We start from the raw sequence: 21,129 nt of genomic DNA on the forward strand, positions 1-21,129 counted from the left end.
CTTGAGCGGCCGAAAGCTCGTTCCCTCACGGGATCTGAATTTCTTGCGTCGAACAGACTGTAGTCCAGACGCGGTCGTCAACGCAAAAAGCCACTTAGTTGTTTTAGATTGACTGTCGCATTCTCGGAAAGAGTCTGTTTGGCGGCTTCAATTCACGGATCGCTTGAAGGATAACATGCCTCTGGAAACCGGGCTTCTACGCGGAGATTTGCGAGAAGGCTGCATGCATCTATGCATAGACATGCAGAATCTTTTCGGACCCGCTTCGCCTTGGCACGTGCCATGGATTGACGCCATTCTGCCTAATATCGTCGATATCTGCTCCCAGCGCAGTGAAGAAACGATCTTTACCCGCTTTATACCTCCAAGGTCACCCGACGCTGCCCTGGGAGCATGGAAAGGTTATTACCGCAAGTGGGAAACCCTAACTCTCAATCGTATTGATCCGTCATTCATCGAACTCGTCGACCCGTTAGGAGATTTTTCTCCGCCTGCTGTTGTACTCGATAAGACTGTTTACTCCCCCTGGACCGAAGGCATCCTCCAGCGATATCTGCACAAACGACGCGTTCATACTGTGATCGTCAGCGGAGCGGAGACCGATCTTTGTGTTCTCGCAACACTCTTGGGCGCGGTAGATCGCGGATATCGGGTGATCATCGTCCACGATGCAGTATGCAGCGTTTCCGATCAAACCCACGATGCAATTATCTCTCTTTGTCACCAACGATTTAGTGAGCAACTGGAACTCGTCTGCACGGATGAGCTGATCGACTCCTGGCGATAGACGGAACTTTCGAATTGGTGAAGGGTTCACTGTATAAAGGATTTCGCCATGGAACAGGTGTACTGGGATGATGCTATGGTGATTGGACGGGCCAGTATTCCGGCGTTCCGACTGGATTTTTGTTCCAATCCAACATCCGGATTTCATCGGCCGATTGTCCACGCGCATGCATGAAAAGCACTGCACTATCCAGAAATTTTTCCATACCGGTATGCGGGAGACTCAAAGGCGACCAAGGAAAAACATATTGGTTCAAGTCGTAAATGCCAGGGGAATGTTAATCATTAGCCTTCGCAACAAAAAGGCGACCTCGTGGATCGCCTTTTTATATCTTTGAGATAACGCTTGTCAAAACTTGTAAGCTACACCTAAACGAACGTCATGTGTTTTGAACTTGTCTTCGACACTTACATCCGTGCCAAAATCAAAGTCCTTCTTACCATAATCAGTGTAGCGATATTCAAGGCGCAGAATGAGGTTGTCAGTAGCAGCGTAGTCAACACCCGCACCAGCCGTCCAGCCAGTATAGGTTTTGCTTTGCGATACGCTGATTTCGTCCACACCGTCCGTTGCTGAAAGCGTGTTTTTCACGCTACCGAATGCAACACCGCCCGCGATATAGGGCATGAAGCGATCAAATGCGACACCAGCCCGTGCGCGAACAGCACCCGACCACCGCAACTTGCTCTCAAGGTCACCAGCAATATCTCCGTCAGTAGCGCTGTAGTTGTCCTTTAAATTATTATAGGTGATATCGCCGTCGATACCGAGAATGAAGTTATTGCCGACATCAAAGTTATAACCGGCATAAAGGCCACCGAGAAAACCGTCCGGTTTCACACGGAAAGCATCTTCGAACTCCGATTTTCCCCACCCGTAGCCAATCTGACCACCAATATAAGCGCCAGTCCAGCTAAAAATAGGTTCAGTAACGATTACCGGCGCAGGCTCCTCAACGATAGCGTCAGCAGCTTTCGCACCGGTTGTAGCAATAAGAGTAACAGTCGACGCCAAAAGAAGAGACTTAATTTTCATGGCATTTCTCCGTAACTTAATAGCCTAAGGTTATTTCGTTATTTAAAGGATAACTCATGAATGAAATATGTCTGTAGTATTAATGCCACAGCCAGACCAAGACCTCACATTTTCCGCCTGTTGAGAAAAAAGGTTAATTAAACCTTGCTCCAATTTCAGACATATCCATCGAACCATCATAATAAAAACAACCGCGTTCTTCGTTTGCTAAGCGAGAACTGCATCCTGCAACGAGATCGTGAACCATCAACAGCCATCATCCTTCATTGGTCAGCTCTTTTCCGCCTCGATGAAAAGCAGCCATTTCAAAGTGCGACGCTCGGCTTCGCTCAACTCCGGGGCTACCAGCCGGATAGTTTCAGCAGCATCAACCTCCGAAGCAAGTTTTCCGGCCAGCCAGTGTTCAGGAATGCCAGGATGTATATAAGACTTCCGGCACACCGCTCTTGTATTACCGAGCCGGTGCGCAACCTTATCGATTTCGCTATTCAGCATCTGCTTTTTAGCCCTGTCACTGTCGGGCAGATCCAGGCATTGTAGCGCCTCAAGGGCGGTGGCCGTTGCGGCCCATGTCCGGAAATGCTTCGACGTGAAATCGGACTGCATAGTCACCCGCAGATAGTCATTTATATCCTGAGAGGAAACAGGGCAGCGATCATCCTCCTCGTCAATATATTGAAATAACTGCTGCCCAGGCAGTTCCTGTATGGAGCGCACGATACGCGCAATCCGTTTGTCGGAGAGCTTGAGACTCCACATTTTGCCTGATTTTCCAGTAAAGACGAGCCGCAATCCCCTACCATCATCCCGCAGGTGCCGATTGCGAAGGGTAGTAACCCCAAAGCTCTTGTTGTCCCGTGCATAATCGGGATTTCCAACCCGCAGTAACAGCCGATCCATCAGCCAAATGACGGTCGCAACCACTTTTTCACGGCAGAGCGAGCGCCGCTGCATATCGGCATCAATAGTCTTGCGCAGTCGGCTAAGCGCACGGGCAAAATCCGGCAAGCTGGAGAACTTCGTTTCCTCCTGCATCGCCATCCACGCAAGATGATAACGATATTGCTTTCTTCCGCGCCTATCACGGCCGGTCGCCTGTATATGGCCGCGCCGATCACAACATATCCAGACATCGCTCCAAGCAGGTGGAATGGCAAGCTTAGCGATCCTGTTTTGATCAGCGGCGGAAATCGCCTTTTTATCAAAACGGACATAACGAAAACCATTCCCACACCGCAGACGTCTAATTCCCGGCGCGGTGTCGTTGACATGAAGCAACCCATGAGCAGTATCGTTTTGTAGCAGCGGGACGGCGGAAGACTTTTTAAGCAATTGGCAACCCCAGTTGTACTTTCCTTGCCGAATAACCACTACAAACCGCGACAGGTTCCCAGACTGAACAAATCTGATCGGGAACTATCGGGCTTCCAACAGGTTATCCTGTTCTTCCCGGAGGATCAGTTCGTGCCCCAATGCAGCGTCAGTCGGAGAATAATGGTCTTACAATTTTATACGGTTTGCCGTCTCTCCGACTGCAGCTGTTATGCCGGCAATTCATTTCAATCCTATCCTGGACTTGAGAACGCCCCTGCACGGTCCCGTCAAAGCCGCGTGCCCGCTTAACAAGCGACTACAACGATTAAGAGGCTCCAGATTGCTCCAGAGCCTCTGTTGTGTAAGCGGGTTGGTTATCTACGGTAAGATAGGCCACCCCAAATTCGTCCTTCGTCGCGATGTCGACCGCCATGGACGGCGCCGATGTACGCAGCAGCTGCGGCCACAAGAGCGGATGCAGCGAGCAGGAACGCAGTTAGAATGCCGGTTATTCTCGCTTTTTCAGCTGCATCGGCTGCTTTTGCTTTTACATCTGCTGCAGTTTTTTCAGCTTGCGCCTTTACATCGGCAAGAGCTTTCTTTGCTTCTTCAACTTTTGTCTGTGCTTCAGTGTGAAGAGCCTGAACGCGTTCGACTGTTTGGTTTACACGTGTTTGGGCGTCATTCTGGCTTAGACCAGTCCGAGCAGCTACCTGATTGGTGAGCCAAGCCCGATCTGCGTCGGAGATTTCACCAGTATTGAGCAGGTTTCCAAGGATGCCAGTTATCTGACGTTGAAAATCTGCCAAATTCTGTGCTTCCTGCCCGGCAACAGAGTTGCCCTGAGCCTCTGTGCGCAGCAGACTATCAGTAAGGTAGTCTAATGGGTTGGTTTTCAATCCTTGTGGCAACATCTGCTCAACAGATGGAGCGGCGGCTTGTCCTGCGCCTTGCGCAAGACCTGAGATGGCTTGTCCGGCACCTGAAACGATCCCGCCAGCCAACTGACCGGCCCCCTGCGCGGTGCTGCCAACGACCGTACCGGCGGTTTGAACCGCTGTTTCAGCAGCACTTCCAACCGCTTTCGCGCCGCCCGAAATAGCGCTGACGAGTAGTAAGGTCGAAACAATTGTACCAAGACCCCACACTACCAGACCATTCAGGCCATCGCGAACGGTCAATTCATCACGGGTTGCGGTCCCAGCGGGTCGGCGCATTCTTCCGGTGATGTACCCCCCAAGCATATAGGAGGCGACCGTCGATATGACGATGAAGAGAGCAGTTATGACAAGCCATACGGTGCTTATGTCTCCTCCGTCATCGACGGAGAATGAACTTAGGCCAAGACCACCGGCGAATGTTGTCAGGACCGCCATCACGCCCGATGCCACTGTAGCGCCAGCAAAGATAGCCGCCCAATCTACGTAACTGCGATCAGACGTGTTTTCTACGACAGTTGGATCTACCATCAACGTAATCCCAGAAAAGAGAGGATGAACAACACGATAACAACTAGTCCTACTAAATAGATGATAGAGTTCATGTTGGTTATCTCCTTCAGATAGATAAAAACTCCCACAAGCGGATAGAACTTGTTTCGGGCTTTACACTCCCGTTGAGAAAACACGTCAGCTATGAAAAAGTTTCATCGAATATGAGGTTTATTTGTTTTATTAATACTTAGAACGGTCGGGATATGGCTCTTTCGGAACCTTAACGTTAGGATTGCCAGGAACGTTCGATTGTTCGTGCGTAGGCTTCTCCTGATGATCGCTCGGCTCCACTTGGGACGGATCGGTCGCTTCTTTCTCTCTGACCAAGTCAGGATCGGACCATGGATTTTTCTTTTGTACCATCATATATCCTCCTCCCCGTTATTTCGTCTTACTGCTTTCTTTTTTCAACGAATTCCGTAGCGCATCCATAATGTTGACGACATTCCCGCCGGATGGTCCCTCCTTGGCTTTCGGCTTGCTCTTAGGCGCGTTCTTCAAGGACTTCTTTTTGTCTGCGATTATGTCGAGCAGCCGTTCCTGAACCGGGTCCGTAACCAAATCCGGCTTCCAGTCTCGCGTTTGTTTTTTGATTAGTTTCTCGATTAACGGCATCGCATCGGAGTCCGCTTTCTCGTCGCCGATTTTCTCATAATACAAATCCTCATCGCGCACTTCATCGCCATAACGCAGCGTCCAGAGAACGATACCCTTGCCTCGCGGTTCCAGCATGACGGCTCGTTCGCGGCGGGATAGAACCAGTCGCGATATTCCCACCTTGTTCTCAGCTTTCATCGCCTCACGGATTACCGCGAAGGCTTCCTCCCCCACCGGATCACTCGGGGTCAGATAATATGGAGTGTCCAGCCATATCCAGCCGATGCTCTCACGGGGCGAGAACATTTCAATATCGATGGTCTTGGTGCTGTCGAGAGCAACGTTTTCAAGTTCATCGTCATCGAGAAGTATGTATTCGCCTTCTCCGCGCTCATAACCCTTCGCCTCGTCGCCTTCCTTGACTTCCTTACCAGTTATGGCATCGACATAACGACTGACGACACGGTTTTGGGTTTGTCGGTTCAGCGTGTGAAAGCGCACCTTTTCGCTGTCAGAAGTAGCCGGCATCATTTCGACAGGGCAGGTAACAAGCGAGAGCTTCAAGTATCCCTTCCAATACGGACGAACAGCCATTTCACGTCTCCCTTAACTTGCGCGGCGCGCGGGCGTTGCAGATTGGCGGGACTTCGATGCGGCTTTAGCCGTTTTCCTGCGAGCGGGCGAACGATCTGCATTTGCGGCGGCACGCTTCGTTTTCTTGGCTCCAACTCCGGCACTTTCCCGAAAAGCCTGAAGGAGTTCGCTCGGCTTGGACGCAACGGGAACCTTCTTCTTAGGCAGGCTTCGTCCTTCGATCTTCGCTTTCACCAGTTCAGCAACTGCATCCTCGTATCGATCATCGGAATTGCGCTCATCGAACTCGCCCGCCTTGGTGTTGATGATGTGTTCTGCTAGTTCCAGCATTTCGCCTTCGATCTTGATGTCTGGAACATCGTCAAATGCTTTCTGGGCGGAGCGGACTTCGTAATCGAAATTCAGGGTGGATGCTGTCAGCCCTTTCCCGTGTGCTCGAATGAGTACGGTCCGCATGCGGCGGAACAGGACGGTGCGAGCTATAGCGGCAACCTTGGCCTTTTTCATGCCGTCGCGCAAAAGCACGAATGCCTCCGTCCCCATTTTGTCTGGAGCAAGATAGTAAGGTTTGTCGAAATATGCCGTGTCTACCTGATCGCAGGGAATGAATGCTTCAATGCGGAGGGTTTTGTCGCTATCAGGAACGGCAGCTGCAACTTCATCCGGTTCGAGAACCACATAGCGATGGTCATCTACCTCATATCCCTTGACCTGATCGTCTCTATCGACTGGATTGCCGGTTTCGATATCAACGAACTCGCGTCTCACGCGGTTTCCGGTCTTTCGATTGATGGTATGAAATGAGATTCGTTCGGATGTTGAGGCGGCGGTATAGAGTGCCACAGGGCAGGACACCTCTCCGAACTTGATAAAACCCTTCCAATTCGCCCTTGGCGCAACCATTTCGCATACTCCCAACACAACCACAGCGATTCATACGAATAACTTGCAATTGAGTCCGAACGAATCACCGTCCGATTGGTTCCGGCTTATGAGCGAATCATTCGAACCTCGTTTTGGTTGGGAAAGAAAAAGCCCCGACGCCCTTCCCGGAGTCGTCGGGGCCGCGCTCGACAAATGAGGTGCATGTCCTTGCCGCGCGCTTTATCCGCAGAGCTTCGTACGACCCCGCGGATAATGAATAAATTGCCCTGCCGAGGGACGAGCTAGGCAGGGCTGCGCCATGTCCCGGTGTTAAATGAGTTTCTGGCGCTTGGCGGGTGTTATCGCCACGTGGGAAACTGCGTCTGCGAGATTTTGTTCCGCATGATGCGGATCGGATTTTTTGAAAACAGTTGACATTCCGTCAGATGGGAAGGGGCTGGCGCCTGCGCAAGGTAGGAGTTCCCACAAATCAGTCGCAGATATCTCGTCGAACGCTTCTGTCGGAATAGAAACTGTGGCCGTCCGGCCGGGAACTTAAATTTCGACACGGCGTTAAACGAGGAGGCAGAGACGCAGTTTCCTGCCTGTCTCATCAGCCATTGATCACTTACTGCCGGAACTTTACCGGCGATTTGTGGTAACCAATTCATAAGAGGAGATGAATTATGGCCAAGGAAAAAAATCTCGAAGACTTATTCCACGATACTCTCAAGGACATCTATTACGCTGAACGTAAAATTCTCAAGGCCCTGCCAAAAATGAAGCGTGCAGCGCACTCTGAAGATTTGAAAACGGCTTTCGAAAAGCACCGTGAACAGACTGAAGGCCACGTCGAGCGACTAGTCCAAGTGTTCGAAATCATGGGCAAGACAGCAAGAGGCAAGACTTGCGATGCGATCGAGGGAATTATCGCCGAAGCCGAGGAGATCATGGAGGAATTCAAGGATACCGCGGCGTTAGACGCCGGCCTGATCTCGTCTGCACAGGCGGTCGAACATTACGAAATCACCCGTTATGGGACATTGAAGCGGTGGGCGACGGAGCTTGGCATGACCGATGCTGCAAAACTACTCGACCAGACGCTGCAGGAAGAATCCAAGACGGACAGTGATCTGACGAAACTTGCGGATGCGTCAGCTAACCAACGCGCCAAAGCAGCGTGATCATGAGCTAAGGGTGCCACTCGGCACCCCTTTTCATTTGAACATAAATCGCGAAAGAATCGGAGCCAGCCATGTCAGCCAACAACAAGGCCACAAATGGACGGAAGTCGCTCACGCTTCATGATCAGAAGCTCGACGCAGGCCGAGGCGGAGACCTTCATCAACTCGCCGACGAGAAGACGCAAATCATGACGACCGCCCAAGGGGGGCCGGTATCGGATGATCTCAATACGCTCAAGGTCGGCGATCGAGGTCCTACGCTGATTGAGGATTTCCATTTTCGGGAAAAGATCTTTCACTTCGACCATGAACGGATACCTGAACGCGTTGTCCATGCCCGAGGCTATGGTGCGCATGGCTATTTCGAGACGACGAAATCGCTTGCGGAATATACACGGGCCGATATTTTTCAGCGGGTCGGCGAAAAAACGCCAGTTTTTGTCCGGTTTTCCACCGTGGCGGGATCGAAAGGGTCGTTCGATCTTGCTCGCGATGTGCGCGGCTTCGCCGTCAAGATTTACACCAAGGAAGGCAACTGGGATCTCGTTGGCAATAATATTCCTGTCTTCTTCATCCAGGATGCCATTCGATTTCCCGATATGGTTCATGCCGTCAAGGAGGAGCCGGACCGGGCTTTTCCTCAGGCGCAATCTGCACACGATAATTTCTGGGACTTCATCGGTCTGACGCCGGAATCCATGCACATGATCATGTGGATCATGTCTGACCGCGCGATCCCGCGATCCTTCCGCTTCATGGAAGGTTTCGGCGTTCACACTTTCAGGTTCTTGAATGATGAAGATGAATCGACCTTCGTGAAGTTTATCTGGAAGCCGAAGCTTGGTCTCCAATCAGTCGCCTGGAACGAGGCCGTGAAAATCAACGGTGCGGATCCGGACTTTCATCGGCGCGATCTGTGGACCGCGATACAAGCTGGCGACTTCCCTGAATGGGAGCTGTGCGTGCAGCTCTTCGATCAGGACTTCGCCGACAGCTTCGATTTCGATGTGCTCGATCCGACAAAGCTGATCCCGGAAGAAGTTATTAAGCCTGTCCCAGTCGGGCGGCTGGTGCTTGATCGTATGCCAGACAACTTTTTTGCCGAAACCGAACAGGTTGCGTTCATGACGCAGAACGTTCCCCCTGGGATCGATTTCTCCAACGACCCCTTGCTACAGGGACGCAATTTTTCCTACCTCGACACGCAGTTGAAGAGACTGGGCAGTCCCAACTTTACCCATATTCCTATCAACGCGCCCAAATGCCCGTTACACCATTTCCAGCAGGATGGACATATGGCGATGCGTAACCCTGCTGGACGCGCAAACTACCAACCTAATTCCTGGGGACAAGGACCAAGGCCTAATCCCACGCGCGGGTTCCGGTCATTTGCAGCCCAGGAAGACGGACAGAAAGTTCGCCTCCGACCGGAGAGTTTCGCCGACCATTACAGCCAGGCGCGGCAGTTTTATTCGAGCCAGACCGCGACGGAACAGAAGCATATTGCGATGGCGCTGACTTTCGAACTGTCGAAAGTGGAAACACCTGTGATCCGCGAGCGTATTGTGTCACATTTGCTGAACATCGATGCCAACCTCGCGGAAACGGTCGCCGGTAAGCTCGGCATCCGCAAGATGCCGAAGGCTGCGGACGCGATGGTGCCCGTGCGTGACGATCTTGCTCCATCTCCAGCACTCAGCATTATTGAGAACGGGCCCAGTAGCTTCAAGGGCAGAAAAATTGGAGTGCTTGTTGCCAATGGCACGGATGCGCAGGTGCTCAAGGGTATTCGGCACGCCGCAGAGAAGGAAGGTGCAATGGTAGAACTGGTTGCGCCGACAGTTGGAGGTTTCGAAGCTTCCAGCGGCGAATGGATGCAGGCCGACCATATGATTGACGGCGGTCCATCCGTATTGTTCGATGCTGTAGCCCTTGTGTTGTCTGAAGAAGCGGCCAACCGGCTTCTCGGTGAGTGCACGGCGCGGGACTTTGTTGCCGATGCGTTCGCACACTGCAAGTACATTGGCTTTACCGCAGGCGCAATGCCGCTGCTTGCCAAGGCCGGTATCGAACCCGAGATGGACGAAGGGCTCATTCCGCTCGACAATGCAAAAAGAGCCACGGAATTTGTTACATCTTGCCGCAAGCTCCGGCTATGGACAAGGGAAGATGCGGTCAAGCTTTGATTTTCAGGCGCGCCACCGGTGTGGAAAGATGTTTCGAAAGCAACTACAAGGCGGTCCGGACGGAGCCGGGCCGTTCAATCACCAATTTTGGGCACGTCGGGCGCGCTCCTCGCTTAATACGACTTTTGAGCTGATCAACCGTCCTTCGCTACCGAGGCACACTTCACCGTTGCGAAAAGCCACTTTCATATACTTGAGGCCGAGCGACCTGATACTGACGCTGTCTTCTGGGCGAAATCAATTCCAGTTAACGAGCTGCCGAGCTTTTTTCTTTTGGAAATTTTAGAAGCCGGGCGCCTCCAAACTCACTAATGGTGTAGCCATTCGGCTTACCGGATTTTATCGCGAACATGCGTCTCACCATGATATTCGCAACTTCCGCCATCCCTCCCTACCAATGTTGAGGAACAGACGCGAGATAGAATGCGTTCAGTACACGGAGTTGTTCCGGAGTAAGGGGAGCCTCAGCGCTCTTCCTTAATCCGAACACCGAGGCTCTTACACCCGTCCATCGTTGTTGTTATCGATGTTTGGTGTAACACAAATATTAGGGACCTTTAGCTTGCGGGCAACAGAAATATTTTGAAAGACTGGACATTTCCAAAGGAGCATAGGAGGCTTTCTATTTGTCTTTCTCGCCAAACTCCAATCGCGCAAGAAGATCAGAAAACAGCTCGGCGTTTTCTTTGGTGAACGTTGTGTTCAGTTGCTTTCTCAGCCCGTCTGCAAATGCATTAGATGGTTCCATGCGTCTTGCGTGAAACCTCGACGCAATTCGCCGAACGGGAATTTTCAGGTCTATTCGTTCGGGCATGGTCCAAGCCTGTCAGATTTGTTTGTGCACACACCAATTGCAACTGAATTTGTTTCGGGACTCGATACCGGTAGAGTAATTTGATAAAGCGCCCGACAGGTCTCCCAACCTGTCGAGCCGCGCTCGGCAAATGAGGTAGCAAGTCCTTGCTTCGCGCTATCACTCGAGTGTCCTAATTCCTGAGCGAATTGATTGCCGACGAGCGGACCGGATTGAGAGACCCGATTCCTTTGCCGCTGCGAGAAACGCGGTGCGAGGGTGGCTAGGTTTACCATCAAGGTCAGCGAGACAGGATTCGACCGCTTTCCAGTACTTTTCGCGGCGACCTTTGTGCGGCCAGCTCTCGATTAGGCAATCAGCAGCCATAGATGTGTTGGTCACGACCCGATATCGCCCGGTTCCGTGCAGTTCAATATCAACCGGTTTTCCCCAAGCCATATTTCCCTCCCAAAGAAAACGCCCTGCCAAAGGGGACATAAAAAAGGGCAGCGTCAGCGACGGTTCTGGTGCTGGGCGAGCTGTGCTGGCGCTAGAGCGCGTCCATTGAACGCGGAATCGCGTTGAGGATTCCCTTGGTCGCCGAATTCTGATTCCATCGCTCCGACTGGTGATTTGGTTGGAGGCAATATGACCCGGGCTTTCAGTGATGATCTGCGTAGCCGCGTTCTGGCTGCGTCACGGGATGGCATGTCGGCGCGTTCAGCGGCAGCCCGATTTGGGATTGGGATTTCAACAGCCATCGCCTGGATTGCGAGTGCGCGGGCAGGTCTGTTGACCCCGGCGAAGCAGGGCCGACGCGGTGGCTCACGCCTGGATCCTCACGAGGACTTCATCTTCGGCATGATCGAAGAGGCGAAGGACATCACGCTCAACGAGATGGTCCGGCGATTGCATGAGGAGAGAGCCGTATCGATCGGCCGCAGTGCGCTTGACGTCTGGCTGCGAAAGCGCGGCTGGACTTTCAAAAAAAGACCGCACATGCACTGGAGCAGGACCGTCCTGACTTGCTGAAGCGTCGCCAGAACTGGTTCGACGACCAGCTCGATCTCGATCCAGCGCGCCTCGTCTTCATTGATGAAACCGGCCTGAGCACGAAGATGTCTCGGCTTCGCGGGCGAGCCCCTTGCGGAGATCGATGCCGTTCACCGGTCCCACACGGCCATTGGAAGACAACGACATTTACCGGTGCACTCAGACTATCCGGCATGACCGCGCCCATGGTCCTCGACGGTGCGATGAACGGCGTCGCATTCCAGGCCTATGTCGAACAGGTTCTCATTCCAACCTTGGTGACCGGCGACATCGTCATCATGGACAACCTGCCGTCACATAAGGCGCAGGGCGTGCGTCTCGCAATCGAAGGTGCGGGGTGCCGCTTGCTCTACCTTCCTCCATACAGTCCAGACTTCAACCCCATCGAGAAGGCCTTCGCCAAGCTCAAGGCCGTCTTGCGCGCCAAAGCCGAGCGGACCGTCGAGGGCTTATGGAATACCGTCGGCCAGATCGTCACGCTGTTCGAACCACAAGAATGCGCCAACTACTTCAAATCCTGCGGATATGACCCCGAGTAAAGTGGACGGGCTCTAGCGGTGTCATTGCCAAGTTAGAACTGCGTCAGGAAGATTTTGTTCCGCGTCAAGCAAACGGATCGTATTCTGCGGGAACGGTAGACATTGCCTGAGCCGAGCTATTGGTCTTCGCCGCTGGGATCGTTTGAATGTCATGTCGCGTCTGATATCTCTGATGAGCAAGACGAGCAGCCAGTTCGCTGATGTACGATTGGTCTCTTAACCCGCTCTCATACAACATGATGGATGCTGGATGCCAATTCTGACGGAGAATAGCTGCGGTCGCTCTCTCGAGCATGATTGCTGCATTGCTGAAGCAGCTACACATGAAGTTAACTTCCAGCGGATTGTAAATGCGGCTCGCTTCGTTGAAAAGCGGCATGTCAGCCTCCCTTTAGCTCGCGCTAGTAGAGGCCCCGACAACCGATTAACAATGTGCTTACTAGTTCGTGAAAGCAAGTCACAAAGTACCGTCGGTCAGATTGATGACTCAGAAACGGTTGGGCAGCGGGTTGGCGATCGTTTGGAGAGTGTCCACCCATATCTGTAGAGCAGCGACAAACAACGAGGAGGCGCTCCGCAGGGTGTCTCGCCCGGTTTAGGATTCTCGCCAGATTCTGGATTGATGCCCGGATCGAATTTCTCAGTTGGACATCACACGAGTGCGGAAGATTACCGCAAACTCTTGTTGATTTCCCTGCATGTTTTTTTCAATCTCGTCGCGGAGCCTTTCCAGCTCCTTCAATGGCAAATGCTCTATAGCAACTACGCCCTCGCGGGCATTCTTCAACGCATGCGAAAGTGCGTCGAGCTTAGCTTGCAGACCAAAGGAAACGCGTTTTTGCGAGTTCTGAATGCAGGATGGTCCTTGCCCGTCTTGCGACTTGACACTCATGGGAAGCCCTGAAGCTCACGATAGGAGACCGGATAACGGACGTAGAAGAAGACCGCATACAGGAGGACACTTTTGGGAAGATGAACGCCCTTGAATTCGACTGCCATCCGCTTCACGCCTCCTTGACCACACAAAGCAAAGGTGCATAGCGCGGAAGATCTGAAAAATTCGCGACAGATCCGTGTTCCTCTGTGGTGAGATTATGGTGAACTTTCACCTAGGGTGGGAAGGACATGGATATCATGCGATATATGGATAATCTTCAATATTTATAACCTATCTTCGCTGGAGATCGTTCATGCCCGATCGTGATGCCGCAACTCGAAAAGACGACCTTCGAACAGGCATTCCCTTTTGGATAAAAACACCCAATTCCACCGTTCAAGCAGGAACCCATCTTCCTCGGAGGGCCTTTGACGTAATAGTCGTCGGAGCAGGTATCTCCGGAGCACTGACGGCAGAAGCGTTGACGCGCAGGGGAAAAAGCTTGTTGATCGTTGATCGGCGCCCTCCGGCACGCGGCTCGACATCAGCATCGACAGCAATGATCCAACATGAGATCGACGTCCCCCTGAGCCGACTAAGCCGGAAAATTGATGAGAGCGAAGCTAATGCTGCATGGCTAAGGTCAGCGCAGGCCGTTCGTGACCTGATTGATTTGTCGGGCGTGCTCGAGCTCAATTGCCAAATGCGTGCAAAGTCAGCGCTTTACCTTGCTGGCGATGAGATGGGAGAGAAAGCGCTTGCCAACGAGGCCGCTGCGCGCAACAAAATTGGCATAAGGGCCAGTTATCTCAGTCACAAAGTCCTCTTAGAGCGGTTTGGATTGAACCGCCCCGCAGCAATTTTGTCGAACATTTCTGCATCGGCTAATCCCGCGCAACTTACCGCAGGGTTGTTGCACACGGTACTAACCCGCAATGCCCAGATCGTTTCGCCCGTCGAGATTACGGATATGGCAGAGTTGCCTTCTGGCGTAGCGTTGGCAACTCGTCGAGGCGAAGTTCTGGTTGCTGAACATGCAGTATTTTGCACCGGCTACGAATATCTGCCTCAAATGGAGGCGAAATCACACAGTATCACATCGACCTGGGCGTTGGCTTCAAAGCCTTTGCGAAACGCGCCATCTTGGTTACGAGATATGCTCGTCTGGGAAGCTGCAGATCCCTATCTTTATCTCAGAACCGATGAGTTTGGACGTATTATCGCAGGTGGCGAGGACGAACAGGCACAAAATAGCAATGAGGATTCGACGAAACTCGCAGAAAAAGCGGCAATCATCATTCGTAAGCTGGAAGACCTCATCGGAGTGACGATTGATAAGCCCGACTATGTCTGGTCAGCTCCATTCGGTGTCACCAAGGACGGCCTGCCGATCATCGACCGTGTTCCTGGGTACGAGCGCATTTTTACCGCTTTGGGCTTCGGCGGCAACGGAATTACCTTCGCAATGATTGCAGCCCAAAATATCGCAGCCGCTATAATAGGCGAGCCAGTTCCTGATACAGAGCTTTTCCGATATCGCTGAACCATAAATCAAGCGATGATACAGACTACGAGCCATTCACATCTGGATCGATGGAAATTGAAGCCGGATGCACCTTACGCGTTGATTTACATTGATTGTCCGCCAAGGATGGCCACGGAATCGCACCCTATTCGGGAAGTGCTTTTGGAAGTGAAACTGAAATTTTGAGGGTATTCTCCAGCGACAATCGATAAAGATCTGCGTTCAAGGCCGACACCAGTACCCTTTCCAGCTTAGTACCGAGCCCTTCAATGGGTTGTTCTTCGTTACTCACAATCGGAATCAAAGAGACCGCGTCGCCGGCACTTACTGGAATTGGGAGCCATCGATGCAGGGAGGTTGAAGCGGGAATCTGGCTAAGCAGTCTGTCGGCAGTTCCCGACCCCTGCACCTCTTGCGTCAAAAGCCAGAACTTTGATCCCCCATGCAAATCCGCCTGCTGCCTGATTGCAGCGTTAAATGGGGCTGCGTTTGCGAGAGAGCGGCACCACATTACCTGCTGGCGGCACCTTGTTGTGAGGGCATCGGTCACCGCAGATATGGACGATATCCTCTTTACCGCCGCTCATCTCGGTCGTCGTCTCGGTGAGATAGCGGGCCGGAGTCTTACCGAGCATCCGCCGGAACATGGCGATAAATGCGCTCGGGCTCTCATATCCCAAGTCGATTGCGATGTTCGTTACGGATTCGCCGTCCGCCAGCCTTTGAAGCGCAAGACCAACATGCAGCTGCTGCCGCCAGCGTCCGAATGACATGCCAGTCTCACGCTGGAACAGCCTCGTCAGGGTGCGATTGCTCGCACCTACACGGGCGCCCCACTCTTCCAGGTTCAGTTTAAGTGAAGGATCGTCGATCAGCGTATCGACCAGCCGCTTCAATCTTCGATCCGAGGGCATAGGAAGACGCAACGGCTCCGCCGGCGCTCTCTCAAGCTCATCTATCAAGACCGACGCCAGCCGCGTCTCGCGGATATCTCCCTCCGGATAGCTGTGCGGCTCGTTGACGAAACGCAGGATCAATTCCCGCAGGAGAGGCTGGACAAAGAGAATGCCGCAATCTGCCCGCTGGCTGCGGTTCTCGTCAGGCTCGACATACAGGTTGCCGATCAACACCTGGACGGTCGCCCTGGCAAAATGCGTGACCCCGCCCGGAATCCAGATGGCGCATTGCGGCGGGACCGTCCAGACACCTTTCTCCGCCTCGACCGTGATGAGACCCTCGATGACATAAAGCAGCTGGTCCTTGCGGTGCTTGTGCGGATCCGTCTCGCCGGCAAAAGCGAGTTCGACCTTCAGACCGACGACGGGGCGCGCGATAGTGTCGGGATAGTCATGAGGGGGAAGAACCGGAATGCTCATCGATGATACCTCAACGCTTTCGCCTGAACGCCGCTTTTCTCTCCATTCCCAAGTTTCTTAACATATCACGCTCCACGCAGTTTGGCTGCTGCGAACCGGCCATGGTTTGCAGAGAAACGGCCACTCATCAGGCGGATCTCGGTGGTACCAAGGAGTTTACTGGCGCCCGTTGCAGGGTGGCGGCGAGGAGCAAAGCGACGATCCCCACCCAGAAGACGAGATAGAACCCATCTGCATAGGATAGCACAGCCGCCTCGCGCGCAACGACGGAAGCGACGCCTGACACGCCGCTGGCGGCGCGCTGGACAACAGCAGGCTGTCCGGCCTCGATCCCCGCCTTCAGCATAACGCTGTGGGTATCCAACGAAAGCCGCAACACGAGTGATATGATGCCAATTGCTACGCCCGGTGCGAAAATGCGCGCGAGAGGAGCAAAGACCCCGATAGCCGCCGCGTGCGCCGGGTTCATGTTGACGACGATGATCGGGATAATGCCCATAAGCGTCAGGCACTCCCCAATGGCGAAGAGGATGAGGGCTGGAATATATTGGTCGGTCCCCCATTCGTTGCTGATGCTGGAGCCGCACCAAGCTGAAGTGAAGACAATGATACTCAAGCCTGCGATCAGCAGCAGTCGTGCGTCTACACGCCGTGCAAACCACACGGCGATTGGCGTCATCGTCAGGTAGGTGCCGAAGACGATGATAGCGGCCGATCCGGTCTGGAGCGGCTTCAGCTTGCCGATCGCGGCAAGGAAATTCGGGATCAGAACCGACGTCGGCGCCATCAATACCCCATAAAGACAGGCAATCAGGAGCGCGGTGCGGACGTTGTGGTTTCCAAGCGCGCTGAAATCGACGAACGCGTCCTTGTTCATAGCGATATTCACAATGGACATCACCAGCAGAATCGCGCCACCTGCCAGGCCAGCCGTCACCACGCCGGAATCGAACCATCCCAGGGTTTCGCCGAGAGAGCATCCTGCAAATAACATGGCTAGGCTTAAGGAAAACATCGCCATGCCGCCCCAGTCGCTGTTCCGCAGCCTGTCGTGATCAATCGGCGTCAGGGGAAGCGCTTTCCAGGCCGTAAATGCGATGAGAGGCCCGACGAGTGAGGCAGTCCAATATACCCACCGCCAGTCGATCACATCGACATAGATTCCGGAAAGTCCAACACCGGCGTCGGTTCCGAACGAAGCCCGCAGGCTGTAGACCGCCATCGCCAACAGCCAGAACTGAGGTTTCAGGCTACGCAGCGCCAGCGAGATCGTCAGCGGGAGATAGGTTCCCAGGCAAAGCCCCATGATGACATGCAGGAAAACGAGCAAATCGTAGCTGCGCGCGAAGGGTATTATCAGGGTTGCCAGTGCAATTGTCACGCTGGATACGATGATGACGCGCGCCGGCCCGAAAATCAGCATTAGCCAGACGGTGACAGGCATGGTCAAAAATTGCGCCGCGTTCATCGCCGTGCTCAGCCACGCCCCTTCAATGACGTCGAGACCGAACCCTCCCCTCAGGTCTGCCAGAGACATGGAAAAAAGCCGGCCTTGCAATGTGGTGAGAAACGCGCCCATGAAAACGACCGCCACTGTCAGGGCAGGATTTGGTGTTCGGGCACCCCGCCAGAGATGCGAGATTGAAGGGACCTTATCGAGCCGCATCGGCATAGGTCTCTTTGGTCACAGCAAGGTCTTCACGGCTGTAAGCGGCAATTTTCGCCCCGAGCGTATCGATCCGCGCTTCAGCGGACATGCCAGGCCTCAGGAGATCGAGGTCTGCTTGCCCCGGCTGGAGCTCAATGCGCACCGGGATACGTTGAACGACCTTGGTGAAGTTGCCCGTTGCGTTGTCTGTCGGGACAAGTGACGACTCGTTGCCGCTCATTGGCGCAATCTGCTCGACGCGCCCTTGAAAGCGATGTCCGGGAAGGGCATCGACTGCGACTTCCACCGGTTGTCCTGCCCGGACATTCCGGAGCTGCGTCTCCTTGTAGTTTGCAATCACATAGGGCCGGGTGAGAGGCACAATCGTGACGATCTGCGTTCCTGACGCCACAAGGTTGCCAATTTGAACGCTGCGCCGGCCAAGCGTACCGTCAAAAGGGGCGATGATCTGGGTGTAACCCAATTCGAGCTTTGCAGAGGCAAGGGAAGCCGCGGCAGCATCGAGATCCGCCATGAGCTCAGCGCGTTGCCCTGCCAGCGTATCCAATTGTCTTCGCGAGAAAGTCAGAGCTGCCACCGTCGCCTCGCGGGAGGCTTTTGTCGAGGCCAGTTCCGCCTTTGCATCATCGAAGGACTTTCCCGAGACAGTGCCATTGGTCACAAGCCGGCTTTTACGGTCGAAATCCTGCTGGGATTGTATAAGGCGCGCCTCCGAAGCATGAAGCGACGCCACAGCCTGCTCAATCGCGGCGCGTTGTTGGGCTTCCTCATTGGCGAGATTGTCGAGCACGGCTTGCGCTTTTGCAAGCGATGCTTCCGCCGCCCGAACGCGCACGGCATAGTCATCGCTCTCGATTTCGGCGATGATATCTCCGGCTTTGACCGTCTGGTAATCCGCGACCGGAAGACCCCTGACATAACCGCCGACGCGTGCGCTCAATATCGCAGGCCCGGATTTGACAAAGGCATTCTGGGTCGATTGCGTCGGTCGATTGCTTGTCCATGCATCCCAACTCGAAACAGTGTAAATGACCGCGCCTATCACGACGGCGCACGCCAGCCATGGGGCCAATATGAGATGTTTCATGCGCGGTGAAGGCGGCTTTTGGTCGGGTGCTGAAGGTGATGTGGCGGTTGTTGCTGCGGGACTCGACATGAAACTTCTCAATTCGAATTCTATTGTTTGTTGAGAAAGATATTTCGACAGTCGCGGATACTTTGCGCTCGCGAAAAGGACAGAAAACCGTTCGGCGCGGCCAATTTAGCCGTAGCCTGAAGTCAGGCGCCCCGTGCCCGGTTCGGCGAAGCGCGCAAGCGGGCGATGTCGCGCTACGTCGGTTCTATCACAGGAAGAGCGATGACAAATGTGCATGTGCGTTAACTGACCTCCACCTGGGAACATCTCTCTTGGACATCCACTTGCTCGCGCTGGCCAACCAGAAGATTGCGCCGATAGATAGTCCTGTTGTGCTGAGGTTTGGATCGAAATAAATAAACTGGAACAACGTGGGCCTAGGCTGGTTGGACCAATCTTCCGGAACAAATTCGAGTCAGCAATTGTTTGCTCGACGGAGCTGATGCAGCCTGCCATGAAGTTCAAGGAGGGGTCTTTTTTGAAACCTGGGCGATATGTGTAGGGTTAGGCGTCTGTAACGGCGCGGCTCGTTTCGGCAGACGCTTTTCGGCCAGCACCAACGAGTTGGAGGGGTTCGATAATTCTTCGCAGTTTGAATATTAATAATTAGTGATAATTCAAAAGTATTTAATAATTACAAACCACGTATTGTTGACCTCTATATAAGAAGGAGGCTGACATGCCGTTATTCAACGAAGCGAGCCGAATATATAATCCCATAGAAGTGAATTTCATGCGGAGCTGCTTTAGTAATGCAGCTAATTCTGGAAGAACGCGACCATGATTATTCTGCGTCTGATTTGGCTTCCTGCATTATCATGCTTTACCATAGCGGAATAAGAGACCACGCTTATTTCTGCGAACTATCCGCTCGTCTGGCACTTCAGAGATTTCAGCGACGCCACGAAATCCGAGACACTTCAGCAGCAAACACAAGCGGATTGGAGCACACGACCCTCCTCCTGCTGAATATGATCCGTTCGCATGACATGAAACAAAATCTCACGCGGGCAGTTTCCATGGCGCGATGACAGCCGCCAAGCGCCAGAAAGCGCACCGCAAGGACATGCACGTTATTTGTCGAGCGCGGCCCCACGACTCCGGGAAGAGCGTGTCGGGCTTATACATTAATCAATAAGGCTATGGGAAGCTTGGCCGGCGTTTCCATGGCTGCTCGCTATACGATGAATGGCCTCCATAATGCGGAGCCGTCTACGATCTCTTCCGACCGACTAACAAAGTTTGACCTTCGGTGAATTTAGCAGAGTATCAATCTACCAAAACAAGTAGACTAACGAGCTATCGGCTTGCTCTCAGATTGCCTGTTAGAATCGGGCGTCGACCGGCAAAAATGGAGCCGCATCTCTCGCTGAAAATGAGGATGAAAGACGAACTACGTCTGACTAACCAGTAGATTTCAAAAATATGGCGCAGGAGTTACTGGTGGCGCGAAAAGTCGCCAACATTATTCCCGCCTTTGAAGCCTAGCGTCGGACACAGCAGGGCACCTATGCCGCACTTAAGTTCGGCGTGCAAACCTTGCATATACAACACATTGCCGTGCTCGGTCACGCGTACTGTGGAGGTATTCGCGCCTTCGCCGACAAACTTGCACCGCTATTTCTCGGCGATTTTATTGGACGATGGATGTCACAGATTGCGTCAGCACGAACTGCATCACAATAAGTATCTTCGAAAGCATAAATTCGCCTCTGTCGAACTAAGCTCAATAGCCCTGATGACATTCCCATGGGTGAAAAGCCGGGTCGACGAGGGAAAACTGGAATTGCATGGCGCGTTCTTCGGTGTGGCAGAAGGTCGCTTGCTCGTTCGCGGCGCTAAATCGGGTTCGTTCGAGCCGGTAGAGGGATCAATCAGGGAAAATTTGTGCTAATCGATTGGACTAAGTCTTACTGGGTTTATTTCACAAACATTGATGGTGGTTCGGCATTGGTAACAAATCTTCCGGTACAGCAATTCACCCCAAGCTCGGCCCGACAGGTCGAGAGACCGGGACATAAATAACTGTTCTGCAATCGATAACGCTTCTTTATTGGAACCTTGTCGTGAACGTTCCGTGTTCTATGTTTGTAGCAGCACCGAGCTTC

General features: G+C 53.2%; 17 protein-coding genes and 2 pseudogenes. 6 read left to right on the plus strand and 13 right to left on the minus strand.

The features are described from left to right. Window positions 1-175: 175 nt before the first annotated feature. On the plus strand, window positions 176-787 hold the full coding sequence (locus tag CES86_RS21380) for a cysteine hydrolase family protein (protein WP_094515371.1): 612 nt from the start codon (window positions 176-178) through the stop codon (window positions 785-787). Between the two features lie 348 nt (window positions 788-1,135). Here CES86_RS21380 and CES86_RS21385 read toward each other — a convergent pair whose 3' ends face one another. The 6 genes from CES86_RS21385 to ku (CES86_RS21410) form a co-directional block, all read right to left on the minus strand. Beyond that, a complete protein-coding gene (locus CES86_RS21385) occupies window positions 1,136-1,822 on the minus strand; it encodes an outer membrane protein (protein WP_094515372.1) in 687 nt (228 codons plus the stop codon). A 270-nt stretch (window positions 1,823-2,092) separates the two neighbouring features. Next, complete coding sequence (locus tag CES86_RS21390) at window positions 2,093-3,154, minus strand: DNA topoisomerase IB (protein ID WP_094515373.1); 1,062 nt, start codon at window positions 3,152-3,154, stop codon at window positions 2,093-2,095. Between the two features lie 356 nt (window positions 3,155-3,510). Next, a complete protein-coding gene (locus CES86_RS21395) occupies window positions 3,511-4,605 on the minus strand; it encodes a hypothetical protein (RefSeq protein WP_094515374.1) in 1,095 nt (364 codons plus the stop codon). A gap of 204 nt (window positions 4,606-4,809) precedes the next feature. Continuing rightward, on the minus strand, window positions 4,810-4,995 hold the full coding sequence (locus tag CES86_RS21400) for a hypothetical protein (protein ID WP_094515375.1): 186 nt from the start codon (window positions 4,993-4,995) through the stop codon (window positions 4,810-4,812). A gap of 15 nt (window positions 4,996-5,010) precedes the next feature. Then, the gene (gene ku / locus CES86_RS21405) at window positions 5,011-5,820 is read right to left on the minus strand and encodes a non-homologous end joining protein Ku (protein WP_094515376.1); all 810 of its coding nucleotides are present in this window, start codon (window positions 5,818-5,820) and stop codon (window positions 5,011-5,013) included. A gap of 12 nt (window positions 5,821-5,832) precedes the next feature. Next, window positions 5,833-6,723, minus strand: a complete 891-nt coding sequence (gene ku / locus CES86_RS21410; protein ID WP_094515377.1) for a non-homologous end joining protein Ku — start codon at window positions 6,721-6,723, stop codon at window positions 5,833-5,835. A 647-nt stretch (window positions 6,724-7,370) separates the two neighbouring features. Here ku (CES86_RS21410) and CES86_RS21415 point away from each other — a divergent pair. After that, entirely contained in the window at window positions 7,371-7,868 is a 498-nt protein-coding gene (locus CES86_RS21415) for a YciE/YciF ferroxidase family protein (RefSeq protein ID WP_038595100.1), read from the plus strand. Window positions 7,869-7,939: 71 nt separating this feature from the next. Next, window positions 7,940-10,054, plus strand: a complete 2,115-nt coding sequence (gene katE, locus CES86_RS21420) for a catalase (protein WP_094515378.1) — start codon at window positions 7,940-7,942, stop codon at window positions 10,052-10,054. A gap of 973 nt (window positions 10,055-11,027) precedes the next feature. Here katE and CES86_RS21425 read toward each other — a convergent pair. Further along, on the minus strand, window positions 11,028-11,345 hold the full coding sequence (locus tag CES86_RS21425; RefSeq protein WP_328589822.1) for a DUF982 domain-containing protein: 318 nt from the start codon (window positions 11,343-11,345) through the stop codon (window positions 11,028-11,030). A 150-nt stretch (window positions 11,346-11,495) separates the two neighbouring features. Between CES86_RS21425 and CES86_RS21430 the strand changes: the two genes are divergently transcribed. Further along, window positions 11,496-12,439, plus strand: a protein-coding gene (locus CES86_RS21430; protein ID WP_167387142.1) for an IS630 family transposase whose coding sequence is annotated in 2 segments (ribosomal slippage) — window positions 11,496-11,820 and window positions 11,820-12,439 — 945 coding nt in all. Because the reading frame shifts where the segments join, the coding sequence is not laid out codon by codon here. Window positions 12,440-12,503: 64 nt separating this feature from the next. On the opposite strand, the gene CES86_RS21435 is transcribed toward CES86_RS21430, so the two are convergent. The 3 genes and pseudogenes from CES86_RS21435 to CES86_RS21445 form a co-directional block, all read right to left on the minus strand. After that, window positions 12,504-12,818 carry a hypothetical protein gene (locus CES86_RS21435; protein ID WP_094515380.1) on the minus strand — a complete coding sequence of 105 codons (315 nt, stop codon included), beginning with the start codon at window positions 12,816-12,818 and terminating at the stop codon, window positions 12,504-12,506. A 261-nt stretch (window positions 12,819-13,079) separates the two neighbouring features. Further along, window positions 13,080-13,331: a low affinity iron permease family protein gene (locus tag CES86_RS21440; RefSeq protein WP_094515381.1), complete on the minus strand. Its 252-nt coding sequence runs from the start codon at window positions 13,329-13,331 to the stop codon at window positions 13,080-13,082. Between the two features lie 8 nt (window positions 13,332-13,339). Beyond that, a pseudogene (locus tag CES86_RS21445) lies at window positions 13,340-13,438 on the minus strand (IS6 family transposase); the annotation flags it as partial. 191 nt (window positions 13,439-13,629) lie between these two features. Here CES86_RS21445 and CES86_RS21450 point away from each other — a divergent pair. Beyond that, window positions 13,630-14,859, plus strand: a complete 1,230-nt coding sequence (locus CES86_RS21450) for an NAD(P)/FAD-dependent oxidoreductase (RefSeq protein WP_094515382.1) — start codon at window positions 13,630-13,632, stop codon at window positions 14,857-14,859. 455 nt (window positions 14,860-15,314) lie between these two features. Here the strand turns inward: CES86_RS21450 and CES86_RS21455 are convergent, their stop codons facing one another. From CES86_RS21455 to CES86_RS21465, 3 genes are all read right to left on the minus strand, one after another. After that, window positions 15,315-16,217: a helix-turn-helix domain-containing protein gene (locus CES86_RS21455; protein WP_094515383.1), complete on the minus strand. Its 903-nt coding sequence runs from the start codon at window positions 16,215-16,217 to the stop codon at window positions 15,315-15,317. A gap of 127 nt (window positions 16,218-16,344) precedes the next feature. Next, entirely contained in the window at window positions 16,345-17,883 is a 1,539-nt protein-coding gene (locus CES86_RS21460) for an MFS transporter (protein ID WP_094515410.1), read from the minus strand. Beyond that, window positions 17,870-19,042, minus strand: a complete 1,173-nt coding sequence (locus tag CES86_RS21465; protein WP_208617832.1) for an HlyD family secretion protein — start codon at window positions 19,040-19,042, stop codon at window positions 17,870-17,872. Before CES86_RS21465 ends, CES86_RS21460 begins: the two co-directional genes overlap by 14 nt. A 1,488-nt stretch (window positions 19,043-20,530) precedes the next feature. Between CES86_RS21465 and CES86_RS28320 the strand changes: the two are divergent. Next, a pseudogene (locus tag CES86_RS28320) lies at window positions 20,531-20,707 on the plus strand (carbonic anhydrase); the annotation flags it as partial. Window positions 20,708-21,129 lie beyond the last annotated feature (422 nt).

It is taken from the genome of Brucella lupini (genome assembly GCF_002252535.1).
In the GTDB taxonomy this organism is placed as follows: domain Bacteria; phylum Pseudomonadota; class Alphaproteobacteria; order Rhizobiales; family Rhizobiaceae; genus Brucella; species Brucella anthropi.